This window comes from Actinomadura livida, assembly GCF_014648675.1.
Lineage (GTDB): Bacteria > Actinomycetota > Actinomycetes > Streptosporangiales > Streptosporangiaceae > Spirillospora > Spirillospora livida.
On the sequence record NZ_BMRO01000002.1, the window covers coordinates 126,355 to 138,105 of the forward strand.

General features: G+C 72.3%; 9 protein-coding genes and 1 pseudogene. 5 read left to right on the forward strand and 5 right to left on the reverse strand.

Going from position 1 to position 11,751, the window contains the following annotated elements:
• Positions 1-55 precede the first annotated feature (55 nt).
• Complete coding sequence (locus IEZ03_RS03915) at positions 56-2,113, reverse strand: DUF6077 domain-containing protein (RefSeq protein WP_184884148.1); 2,058 nt, start codon at positions 2,111-2,113, stop codon at positions 56-58.
• Positions 2,114-2,340: 227 nt separating this feature from the next.
• On the opposite strand from IEZ03_RS03915, the gene IEZ03_RS03920 reads away from it, so the two are divergent.
• Positions 2,341-2,850, forward strand: coding sequence for a hypothetical protein (locus IEZ03_RS03920; RefSeq protein ID WP_184884150.1), 510 nt, complete (start codon positions 2,341-2,343; stop codon positions 2,848-2,850).
• A gap of 125 nt (positions 2,851-2,975) precedes the next feature.
• On the opposite strand, the gene aceA is transcribed toward IEZ03_RS03920, so the two are convergent.
• Complete coding sequence (gene aceA, locus IEZ03_RS03925; protein ID WP_184884152.1) at positions 2,976-4,259, reverse strand: isocitrate lyase; 1,284 nt, start codon at positions 4,257-4,259, stop codon at positions 2,976-2,978.
• 150 nt (positions 4,260-4,409) lie between these two features.
• Between aceA and IEZ03_RS03930 the strand changes: the two genes are divergently transcribed.
• The 3 genes from IEZ03_RS03930 to IEZ03_RS03940 all read left to right on the forward strand — a co-directional run bounded on the left by IEZ03_RS03930 (position 4,410) and on the right by IEZ03_RS03940 (position 8,295).
• Positions 4,410-5,846, forward strand: a complete 1,437-nt coding sequence (locus IEZ03_RS03930) for a helix-turn-helix domain-containing protein (RefSeq protein WP_184884154.1) — start codon at positions 4,410-4,412, stop codon at positions 5,844-5,846.
• A gap of 142 nt (positions 5,847-5,988) precedes the next feature.
• Positions 5,989-6,972 carry a glucosyl-3-phosphoglycerate synthase gene (locus IEZ03_RS03935; protein WP_184884156.1) on the forward strand — a complete coding sequence of 328 codons (984 nt, stop codon included), beginning with the start codon at positions 5,989-5,991 and terminating at the stop codon, positions 6,970-6,972.
• A 93-nt stretch (positions 6,973-7,065) separates the two neighbouring features.
• Positions 7,066-8,295 carry an acyl-CoA dehydrogenase family protein gene (locus IEZ03_RS03940; protein ID WP_184884158.1) on the forward strand — a complete coding sequence of 410 codons (1,230 nt, stop codon included), beginning with the start codon at positions 7,066-7,068 and terminating at the stop codon, positions 8,293-8,295.
• A 68-nt stretch (positions 8,296-8,363) separates the two neighbouring features.
• Here the strand turns inward: IEZ03_RS03940 and IEZ03_RS03945 are convergent, their stop codons facing one another.
• A complete protein-coding gene (locus IEZ03_RS03945; protein ID WP_184884160.1) occupies positions 8,364-8,900 on the reverse strand; it encodes a gluconokinase in 537 nt (178 codons plus the stop codon).
• A gap of 32 nt (positions 8,901-8,932) precedes the next feature.
• Here IEZ03_RS03945 and IEZ03_RS03950 point away from each other — a divergent pair, with 32 nt between their 5' ends.
• Entirely contained in the window at positions 8,933-9,640 is a 708-nt protein-coding gene (locus IEZ03_RS03950; RefSeq protein ID WP_184884162.1) for a FadR/GntR family transcriptional regulator, read from the forward strand.
• A gap of 11 nt (positions 9,641-9,651) precedes the next feature.
• Here IEZ03_RS03950 and IEZ03_RS03955 read toward each other — a convergent pair whose 3' ends face one another.
• Together IEZ03_RS03955 and IEZ03_RS37525 are read right to left on the reverse strand one after the other, a co-directional pair.
• A complete protein-coding gene (locus IEZ03_RS03955; protein WP_184884163.1) occupies positions 9,652-11,043 on the reverse strand; it encodes a GntP family permease in 1,392 nt (463 codons plus the stop codon).
• Positions 11,044-11,202: 159 nt separating this feature from the next.
• Positions 11,203-11,751: pseudogene (locus IEZ03_RS37525) on the reverse strand (cyclohexanone monooxygenase); the annotation flags it as partial.

The window sequence follows — 11,751 nt, forward strand, 5'->3', positions numbered from 1 at the left end:
CGATGCCCGTATAAATGCATTCAAAACGGAATGCCATGAATCGGGCACGCGGAGGTCAGCGGCCGGGGGGCACCAGGCAGTTCAGCGGCCCGATGCGCCGAATGCCGCCGTATCCGGCGGCCCGCAGCAGTTCGAGCCCGCGCTCGTCGCGCCGCCACGCGCACGCCACGTCCACGCCGGTGCGCTCCAGCGCGGCCCTCACCTCGGCGGCGGGCGGCTTGTCGCCCCACGGGCGGCGGACGGCCGCGGTCAGCACCCTGCGGTCGTCGATGAACCCCCGCGGCGCGGGCAGGCTCCGCAGGTAGTGGCCGTTGGGGTTCACCGCGTGCGTGTCGACGGTCAGCAGCGGGACGGCCCGCATCACGGCGGACGGCATGAGCACCAGGCCGCCCGGCCCCGCCAGCGCGGCCACCTCCCGCGCGGTCCAGACGGCCTTCCCCGAGACCTTCCACGACGGGCGCGCCGCCACGACCGAGCCGTTGGACGCCGACCACACCGGAACCCCGCCCGCGGCCAGCGCCACGGCGAGCGCGGCCGCGGGGGCGGCGGCGACCCGGACGAGGCCCGGCCGCGCGGCGGGAATCCGCACCGCGGCCAGCAGCCCGATCAGCACGGGCGCGGGCACGGTCCACATCGTCCGCCAGAGCACCTGGCCCGCCCCGGACAGGGACGCGGCCGCGTCCAGCACACCGGGGAGGACGAGGGCGGTCACCAGCGCCGCGACCCCGGCGGCGATCAGCGCGGGCGCGCCGCGGCGGGCGGTCCAGGGCGACAGCCACAGCGCGCACCCGGCGAGCACGCCGAGCGCCCCCTGCAGCAGGACCCACCCGTAGGCGGACGGGGCGTCGTGGACCCTGCCGGCCACGCTCGTGTCGTCGTTGAACAGCATGACCGCGAGGCCCGCGGCGATCGGGTAGGCCGCGGCCGCGCACGCGGCGAGGCCGGTCCGGACGCGGCCGGCGGCCACCAGCGGGAGGGCGGCGGCCCCGGCGACGAGGGGCACGACGAACGCGGCCGACGAGGTCAGCCCGACCCCGGCGACCCCGGCGGCGGCGAGCAGCGCGAGGTCCCGACGCGAGCGCCGCTCGGCCCACCTGGTCAGGTAGACGAACAGCAGCGGCACCAGCACCGACACCAGCATCGCCTTGCCCTGCCACATCCGCGGCAGGTGGAAGGAGCCGAGCGAGGCCGGGCCCGTGCCGCTCAGCAGCAGGTAGGCCGCCGCCACGGCGAAGCAGAGCGCGGCGCGGCGCGGCGCCCACGCCCGGACCAGCCGCCAGAGCGCCCAGACGGCGAGGAAGACGGCCGCGGGCAGTACCAGGTACCAGAGGAACGACGCGGCGGGGACGCCGAGCACCCGCGCGAGGGCACCGGCGAGGACCTCGATCGAGGCGATCGGCGGCTCGCCCGCGATCTCGTCGGCGGTGCCGGGGGTGAAGATGACGTCCTTGAGGGGGATCTCGCCGGTGGCGGCGGTCGCGACCGAGCGCGAGACGAAGTAGGCGTCGTCGCCGTCGGAGTTCACGATGAACAGGGAGGCGACGGCGAACCCGGCCCCGGTGAGGAGCGCGAGCGGCGTCCCCCGGCGGGCCGGCTCCGCACCGGCGTGCTCGTCCTCGTCCTCGTCCGCGTGCTCGCGGGCCCCGTGCTCCCCGTCCCCGTCTCCGTTCCCGTCCCGGCCGCGGAGGAGGAGGAAGGCCGCGGCGGCGGCGACGCTCACCGTCCCGGCGACACACGTGCACCACCACGGGACGCCGGACGGGTGCAGACCCGCGCACGTCCCCGCCACGGCACCCGCCGCCACCGCGACCACGGCCAGGGGGCGCGATGGGCGCCGTGCCGCCGGGCGCGCCCGCTCCCGCCAGAGCGGGCCGCCGTCCCACCACTCGCGGCCGGCCGCATAGAGCGCGGTGAGCGCCCCCGCGGCGGCGAGCCATGCCAGCAGCAGTGCCCAGGTAGGCGCCCGGAGGAGCAGGCCGGCGTGGTAGACGGCGGTCCAGGCCGCGAAGAGCGCGACGGCGGCGTCGGAGAGGCCGTCCACCAGGCGTGTCGTGCGGGTCTCGCCCGGCCGGCGGAGCTGCGCGTCAGCGGCACGGTCGAGCAACTGAACCATCCGGGTCCCCCCCCGTACGCCCGTAACGATCTTGTTTTGTTAGACGCTGTGCCAGGACCCGAGGTTGACGCCGCAGCGCCTTCCATGTCCCTCGTGCCGTCACGGGAGGGCGCCGCTCCCGGTTATCAGTACGGATTTACTGCGGTATGCCTGATGTGCATGTTCTGATTGAGGCGCCATCGGTTCCCCCGCGCCCGGCGGGCGCATGCGAATGGAAGTGATGCTCGGTGCGCCACGCGTTCGGCTTCGTCCTCGGCGTCCTGCTGACACCCGCACTGGTGTACGGCGCGGCCTGGGGATACGTCCAGGCCGGCCAGTCCTTCAGCGGCACCGGACAGGAGATCACCGACCGCACCCGCATCTACGGGGCGTTCGCCCTGCTCGCCGCCGTGGGCCTGGTGATGGGCGTGATCATCGTCGCGCGCTGGGCGTCGCCGCTGGTCTCGCTGATCCCGGCGCTGGCCCTGCTCGGCTTCTCCGCCTACTTCCTGGTCGACCCGGAGCGCGCCCTCTCCCTGCCGGAGGAGGTGCCGCCGGCCGGCGACATGGACTTCGGGCTGCGCATGCTGCTCGGCTCCGGCGTGTTCGCGATGATGGGGTTCGCGCTGCTGATGCCGACGTGGGCACCGCGCCGCTGGAGCTCCCGCCGCGAGGAGGAGCCGGCCGACGTGGACTTCTACTCCGCCATGGAGCGCCGGCCGGCGTCGAGGACCGGGCCGCCTCGTCCTGGGCTTTGAGCCACCGGTACGCGCTCGCCTAGGTCCCCGGGAACGCCAGAAGGCCCCCGCGGGTGTAGGAACGCGGGGGCCTCCGGGGTCCGGGGGGATCAGACCGGAAGGTGGCTAGCGGGTGAGCCGGCGGCTCAGTGGAACTGGCCCTCTTCCGTCGAGCCCTTCAGGGCGGTGGTGGACGAGTCCGGGCTGATCGCGGTGCTCACCATGTCGAAGTAGCCGGTGCCGGCCTCGCGCTGGTGCTTGACCGCGGTGAAGCCCTTCTGGGCCGCGGCGAACTCGCGCTCCTGCAGGTCGACGTAGGCGGTCATGCCCTCGCGGGCGTAGCCGTGCGCCAGGTCGAACATGCCGTAGTTGAGCGCGTGGAAGCCGGCCAGCGTGATGAACTGGAACTTGAAGCCCATGTGGCCGAGCTCCCGCTGGAACTTGGCGATGGTCGCGTCGTCCAGGTGCGCCTTCCAGTTGAAGGACGGCGAGCAGTTGTAGGCCAGCATCTGGTCCGGGTACTCGGCCTTGACCGCCTCGGCGAACTTGCGGGCCTGCTCCAGGTCCGGGGTGCCGGTCTCCATCCAGATGAGGTCGGAGTACGGCGCGTACGCCTTGGCGCGGGCGATGCAGGGCTCGATGCCGTTGCGGACGTGGTAGAACCCCTCCGGGGTGCGCTCGCCGGTGATGAACTCGCGGTCGCGCTCGTCCACGTCCGTCGTGATCAGGGTCGCGGCCTCGGCGTCGGTCCGCGCGATGATCAGGGACGGCACGTTGGAGATGTCCGCGGCGAGGCGGGCGGTGTTCAGGGTCTTGATGTGCTGCGAGGTCGGGATCAGCACCTTGCCGCCGAGGTGGCCGCACTTCTTCTCGGAGGCCAGCTGGTCCTCCCAGTGCACGCCCGCGGCGCCCGCGGCGATCATGCCCTTCATCAGCTCGAAGGCGTTCAGCACGCCGCCGAAGCCGGCCTCCGCGTCGGCCACGATCGGCGCGAGGAAGTGGGTGTCGCCCTCGCCCTCGGCCCACTGGACCTGGTCGGCGCGCAGGAGCGCGTTGTTGATGCGGCGCACGACGGCCGGGACCGAGTTCGCCGGGTAGATGCTCTGGTCGGGGTAGGTCTGGCCCGCCAGGTTGGCGTCCGCCGCGACCTGCCAGCCGGACAGGTAGATGGCCTTGAGACCGGCCTTCACCTGCTGGACGGCCTGGAGGCCGGTCAGCGCGCCGAGCGAGTGGACGTAGTCCTCTTCCCGCAGGAGCTTCCAGAGCCGCTCGGCGCCGAGGCGCGCGAGGGTGTGCTCCTCCTGGACCGAACCGCGGATCCGCACGACGTCCTCGGCCGTGTAGGTCCGCTCGATCCCCTGCCAGCGGGCATCGGTCTCCCACTGACGCTGCAGCTCTTCGGCTGCGCCCTTGAGGCGACTGTCGCTCATCGTCTCAGCCCTTCCGTGTCGTCCCCTGGGTGCTTGCATCGACTATGCCCCGGCCGCAAGCCCTTAATGAACTCGTGAGTAACAGAAGAACTGCGAAAATTCCGCTACCATGAACCCGTGACGACCTTGCGGCCAGAAGAACCCCTCAACTTGACGAGTGACGTAGATCTCGTGACGTTCGGGCAGCGGCTCCGGCACCTGCGCCGCGCCCGCGGCCTGACGCTCGCGGAACTCGGCGAGCGCGTCGGGCGCGCGCCGTCCCAGCTGTCGCTGCTGGAGAACGGGCGCCGCGAGCCCAAGCTGTCGCTGCTGCAGTCGCTGGCCACCGCGCTGGAGTGCCCGGTGGAGGAGCTGCTGCGGCGCCAGCCGCCCAGCCGCCGCGCGCAGCTGGAGATCGGGCTGGAGGAGGCGCAGCGCGACCCGCTCTACCGGACGCTCGGGCTGTCCCACCTCAAGGTCGGCAAGCGGATGCCGAACGAGGTGATCGAGCACATCCTGGCGCTGTACGGGGAGTTGAAGCGCAGCCGGACCAAGCCGACCGCGAGCCCCGAGGAGGCGCGCAAGGCCAACGCCGAGCTGCGCCGCCAGATGCACGAGCGCGGCAACCACTTCGCCGACATCGAGGCCGTCGCGGCGCAGACCCTCGACGCCGTCGGCTACCGGCGCGGCGCGGTGTCCCAGGGCCTGCTGATGACGCTGGTCGGCCACTTCGGCTTCAGCCTCCGGTACGTCAAGGACCTGCCGCGCTCCGTGCGGTCGGTCACCGACCTGCGCAACCGGCGGATCTACCTGGAGCGCGAGCAGCTCGGCATGCACACGCCGCGGACGATCCTCCTGCAGACCCTCGGGCACATCGCGCTCGACCACGACCAGCCGCGCGACTTCGCCGACTTCCTGCGCCAGCGCGTCGAGGCCAACTACTTCGGCGCCGCGATCCTGATGCCCGAGCGCAGCGTCGTCCCGTTCCTGCAGGAGGCTAAGGCGGCGCGGGAGCTGTCGGTGGAGGACCTCGCGGACGTCTTCTCCGTCTCCTACGAGATGGCCGCGCACCGCTTCACCAACGTCGCGACCCACCATCTGGACCTGCAGCTCCACTTCACCAAGAACGACGAGAACGGGACGATCTACAAGGCGTACGCCAACGACGGCCTGGCGTTCCCCCAGGACGAGGACGGCGCGATCGAGGGCCAGCGGATGTGCCGCGAGTGGGCCGGGCGCCACGTGTTCGGCGCCGAGGACCGCTTCTCGGTCTACTACCAGTACACCGACACCCCGCGGGGCACGTACTGGTGCCTGTCGCACATAGACCCCAGCCACGAGCGCGACTTCGCGATCACGCTGGGCGTCCGGTTCGAGGACTCGCGCTGGTTCCGCGGCCGGGAGACGACCCGGCGGCGCAGGTCCTCCTGCCCGGACGGCGACTGCTGCCAGCGTCCCCCGAAGACGCTGTCGGACCGCTGGGAGGGCATGGCCTGGCCGTCGGCCCGCGCGCACTCGCACGTCCTGTCGGTCCTGCCGCCCGGGGCCTTCCCCGGGGTTGACGAGGCGGACGTCTACGCCTTCCTGGACCGGCACGCCGCCGAATGACGACCGTGTTGTCCCCGCGTTAACTCTTCGGGCCGGTCTGCTGTCTCCCCTCCCGGCGGTGAATGATCTGGGAGGATCTGGCGTTCCTGATAGGTGAGGGGGACGCCCGGTCCCGGGACGGTCCGCACGGGAGGGAGAGCGCGTGCTGCCTGAGGTCGCGTCGTGGTTGCGCCGCCGCACGAGCACCGCGGAGGACTGGCCGCCGCGCCTGCTGCTCGGCGCCAAGGGCGACACCAGGATCAGCGTCGTGCTGCCGGCGCGCGACGAGGAGGCCACGGTCGGCGCCATCGTGGCGGCCATCCGCACCGAGCTGGTCGAGCGGACCCCGCTGGTGGACGAGATCGTCGTGGTCGACTCCCGGTCCCGCGACCGGACCGCCGCCGTGGCCGCCGCGGCGGGCGCCGAGGTCGTCGTCCAGGACGCCGTCCTGCCGGAGGAGGGCCGCATGTCCGGCAAGGGCGAGGCGCTGTGGAAGTCGCTGGCCGCGACGTCCGGCGACCTGATCGTCTTCGTGGACGCGGACCTGCGCGAGTTCACCCCGGCCTACGTGACCGGCCTGCTCGGGCCGCTGCTCACCGACCCGTCCGTCGGCTACGTCAAGGGCTGCTACGACCGCCCGTTCGTCGAGGGGGACCGGCGCGTCGAGGGCGGCGGCGGCCGGGTGACCGAGCTCGTCGCGCGGCCCCTGATCAACCTGCACTGGCCGCTGCTCGCCGGCGTCATGCAGCCGCTCGGCGGCGAGTACGCCGGACGCCGGGCGCTGCTGGAGCGCCTGCCGTTCGTCACCGGCTACGGGGTGGAGCTCGGCCTGCTCCTGGACGTCTACCACGACTCCGGCCTCGACGCGATCGCGCAGGTCGACCTGGGACGCCGGGTGCACGCCCACCAGTCGACCGAGGCCCTCGGCGAGATGTCCGGGCAGATCATGCTGACCGCGTGGTCGCGGCTGGAGCGGCACGGCCGGATGATGCCCCTGGAGGCGCCCGCGACCGCGCTGACCCGCTTCCACCGCGGCCCGGACGGGTACGAAGGCCGCACCGCCGACGTCGCGGTGGGGGAGCGGCCCCCGATGGCCGAGGTGCCCGGATACGCCGCCGCGCGCTCCTTCTCTCCCGGGCGCGGCTGAAAAACCTGTGACTCGGCCCACGGTGTTACCTCCGGTAACTCCAGACGGTGCTACCGTTGGTAACACGATTATTGGAGAGAGGGTCTATTAATCATGACGAGCGCGGAGCAGGCGCCGTTCTCGCTGGAGCCCAGTGAGGACGTTCGCGAGGTCAGGGACTGGGTGCACGAGTTCGCCCGGGACGTCATCCGTCCCGCGGCCGAGGAGTGGGACGAACGCGAGGAGACGCCCTGGCCGCTGATCCAGGAGGCGTCCAAGGTCGGCCTCTACTCGCTCGACTTCTTCGCCACGCAGTGGCTGGAGCCGACCGGGCTCGGCATCCCGGTGGCGTTCGAGGAGATCTTCTGGGGTGACGCCGGCATCGGGCTGTCCATCGTCGGGACCGGCCTCGCCGCCGCCTCCGTCGCCGCCGTGGGCACCCAGGAGCAGGTCGCCGAGTGGGTCCCGCAGATGTTCGGCACCCCCGACGACGTCAAGCTCGGCGCCTTCTGCTCCTCCGAGCCCGACGCCGGCAGCGACGTCGGCGCCATCCGCGCCCGCGCCGTCTACGACGAGGCCAAGGACGAGTGGGTCCTGAACGGCACCAAGACGTGGGCCACCAACGGCGGCATCGCCGACGTCCACATCATCGTGGCGTCGGTGCACCCCGAGCTCGGCAGCCGCGGCCAGGGCAGCTTCATCGTCCCGCCGAACACGCCGGGCCTGCGGCAGGGCCAGAAGTTCAAGAAGCACGGCATCCGCGCCTCGCACACCGCCGAGGTGATCCTCGAGGACGTGCGCATCCCGAGCCGCCTGATCATCGGCGGCAAGGACCGGTTCGACGAGCGCATCGCGCGCGCCCGCGAGGGTAAGAGCTCCAAGGGCCAGGCCGCGCTGAAGACGTTCGAGACCACCCGCCCGTCGGTCGGCGCGATGGCCATCGGCGTCGGCCGCGCCGCCTATGACTACGCCCTGCAGTACGCGCGCGAGCGCGAGCAGTTCGGCCGCAAGATCGGCGACTTCCAGGCCATCGCGTTCAAGCTCGCCGACATGAAGTGCCGGGTGGACGCCGCCCGCCTCATGGTGTGGCGGGCCGCCTGGATGGCCCGCACCGGCAAGGACTTCGAGAACGCCGAGGGCTCGATGGCCAAGCTCATGGCGAGCGAGATGGCCGTCAACGTCACCGAGGAGGCCATCCAGATCCTCGGCGGCAACGGCTACACCCGCGAGTACCCGGTCGAGCGCATGCACCGCGACGCCAAGATCTTCACCATCTTCGAGGGCACCAGCGAGATCCAGCGACTCGTCATCGGCCGCACCGTCACCGGCCTCCCCGTCCGCTAGCCCCGGCCTGCGCAGACGCCCGGTGCGCCCGCGCACCGCGCCCGCGGGCGCACCGGGTTCCGGGCGTGTCAGTCGCGTGTGCCGGCGTGGTCGGAGGGGAAGAGCGGGCGGACCAGGTGGGCGGCCTGGCGGGCGACCTCGTCGACCGATGGGGCGACGTCCAGGAGGGCGCCGTGCTCGTCCGGTTCGAGTGGTTCCAGGGTCTCGAACTGGGAGCGCAGCAGGGTGGGCGGCATGAAGTGGTCGCGGCTCCGCATCCGTTCGAGCAGCAGCTCCTCGGTACCGTGCAGGTGGAGGAAGTAGGTGTCGGGCACCGGGGCGCGGAGCACGTCGCGGTAGGACCGCTTGAGGGCCGAGCAGGCGAGGACCGTGGACGTCCCGGCGGCTCGCTGGTCGGCCGTCCAGCGGGCGAGCGCCTCCAGCCACGGCCATCTGTCGTCGTCGGTCAGCGGCTCGCCGCCGGACATCTTCGCGATGTTCGCGGGCGGGTGGAAGTCGTCGGCCTCGGCCATCTTCAGGCCGAACCCGTCCCGCAGGCGGCGCGCGATCGTGCTCTTGCCGCATCCGGACACCCCCATCACCACGATGTGGACGCTTGCGATCATGGGCTTCTCCGTCCGCGGGTACTCTGGCGGCCATGTCGACTCTGCACGAGGAGGTGCTCGCCAGGCTCGGGCCGCTGATCATCTCGGGCTCGCTGGCGCCGGGGTCGACGGTGAACCTCGAATGGGTGCAGCAGGAGTTCGGCGTGTCGCGGACCGTCGCCCGGGAGGCGGTGCAGGTCCTCGCGTCGATGCGGCTGGTGTCCAGCCGCCGGCGGACCGGCGTCACGGTGCTGCCGAAGGACGAGTGGGACTCCTACGACCGCGCCGTGATCAGGTGGCGGCTCGCCGGGCCGGAGCGCGCAGCCCACCTGCACCAGCTCTCGCAGCTGCGCACCGCGATCGAGCCGCCCGCCGCCGCGCTGGCCGCCCGGCACGCGGACGGCCGCCGGCGGGACAGGATCGTCGAGCTCGGCGCGGCCCTGGAGGCGGCGGGCGCGGCCGGCGACCTGGCCGCGTTCCTCGACCACGACATCGCCTACCACCGGCTGCTCCTCGAAGCGTCGGGGAACGTGATGTTCGCGGGCCTCGCCAACGTCGTGGAGGAGGTGCTGCGCGGGCGCACCCTCCACCGGCTGATGCCGGCGCGGCCCAAGCCCGAGGCGCGCCGGCTCCACCTCGTGGTGGCCGAGGCCGTCGCCGGAGGCGAATGCGAGGTCGCCAGGGCGGCGATGACGGCGATCTGCGTCGAGGTCACCGACGAGATGGGCCGCCTCGGCGGGGACGGCGCCCCCGCGTCCTGACCCGGCCGTGCTCAGGTGACCAGCCACAGCAGCGAGGCGATCGCGAACACCGTCAGCCCGAGCGTCGTCTCGATGACGGTCCAGGTCTTCAGGGTGGTCTTCTCGTCCATGCCGAACAGCCGGCTCACCAGCCAGAACCCGGAGTCGTTCACGTGCGAGAGCACGGTGGCGCCGGCCGCGATGGCGATCACGAGGAGCGTGAGCTTGAAGTCGGAGAGGCCGGCGTCGCCGACCGCCCCGGCGATCAGCCCGCCGGTCGTGGTCAGCGCGACGGTCGCCGAGCCCTGCGCGACGCGCAGCAGGGTCGCGATGATGAAGGCCTGCAGGATCAGGGAGATGCCGAGGTCGGACAGGCTGCCGCTCAGCGCGTCGCCGATGCCGCTGAGCTCCAGCACCCCGCCGAACATGCCGCCCGCGCCGGTGATCAGGATGATGGCGCACACCGGGCCCAGGGCCTGGTCGAGGATCTTGCTGACGGTGGCCATCGACGCGTTGGGCCGGCCGAGCACCAGGATCGCGACGAGGACCGTGATCAGCAGGGCCACCGGCGTGATGCCGATCAGGCTCAGGAAGCCGACCCAGTCCTGCCCCTCCGCGAGCACGCCGGTCTCGACCAGCGTCGAGAGCACCGTGTTGAAGGAGATCAGCACCAGGGGGATGAGCAGCAGCATGAGGACCGTGGCGAAGGACGGCTGCCGCCAGCCGGGCTTCTCCGCGTCCTCGCCGTCCTGGATCTCGCCGAAGACCACGTCCGACACCGGCACGTCGACCCGGCCGGCGAGGAAGCGGGAGACCAGCATGACGCCGACGTACCACGCCACCACCGCGACCGGGATGCCGACGAGCAGCGTCAGCCCCACGTTGGCGCCGATCAGGTTCGCCGCGGCGACGGGCCCGGGGTGCGGCGGGACGATCGCGTGCATCGCGGCGAACGCGCCCGCCGCGGGCAGCGCGTAGTACAGCACGGAGCCGCCGAAGCGGCGCGCCACGGTCAGGATGATCGGGACGAAGATGACGAGCCCGGCATCGAAGAAGATCGGGAACCCGAACAGCAGGGACGCGACGCCCAGCGCCAGCGGCGCCCGCTTCTCGCCGAACCGGCCGATGAGCGTGTCCGCGAGCGTCTGCGCGCCGCCGGTCACCTCCAGCAGCCGCCCGAGCATGACGCCGAAGGCGACCAGCAGCGCCACCGAGCCGATCGTGTCGGCGAACCCGAACATCAGCACGTCGGGGATGTCGCCGGGCGGGAACCCCACCACGACGGCCGTCAGCACGCTCACCAGGACCAGCGAGATGAAGGCGTGCAGCTTCAGCTTCATGATCAGGAAGAGCAGCAGCGCCACGGCGCCGGCCGCGATCAGCAGCAGCGTGAGCGTGCCGAACTGTGGGTCGATGGCTTCCACGGGCGCCTCCGCCGAGTCCGGCCCGGCCGGGCCCGGGCGCTTACCGCCACCCTGCCGCAAAGGTACTACCTTTTACAAGGGTCCAGGATCTGCACTCGGTCATGAAGGCGCAAAGCCCCCTGCCGCCCCGGGGGCGGCAGGGGGCGCCGGGAGCCGGGGTCAGCCGGCCAGCCGGAATCCCTCGTAGCCTGCGGCGGCGACCTCGTCGCACTTCTGCCGGTACACGCCGACGCCGGCGGGATAGGGCATGAACACGCGGGGCTTGCCCGGCACGTTCGTGCCCATGTACCAGGAGTCGGCGGCCGGGTAGAGCGTCGCCTGGGCGACCTCGCCGACGTGCCGGGTCCAGGCGTCCTCGGCCTCGGGCGTGGCCTCGATCGTGCGCTCGCCCCGGGACCGCAGCGCGGCGATCGCGTCGCCCACCCACTCCACGTGCTGCTCGATGGAGACCATCATGTTGGACAGCACGGACGGGCTGCCGGGGCCGGTGATCGTGAACAGGTTCGGGAACCCGGCCACGGCGAGCCCCAGATAGGTGCGCGGGCCCTGCGCCCATTTCTCGGCGAGCCGGACCCCGCCCCGCCCGCGGATGTCGACGGCCGTGAGCGCGCCGGTGATCGCGTCGAACCCGGTCGCGAACACCACCGCGTCGAACGCGAACTCCTCTTGCGATGTGCGGATGCCGGTGGGGGTGATCTCGGCGAGCGG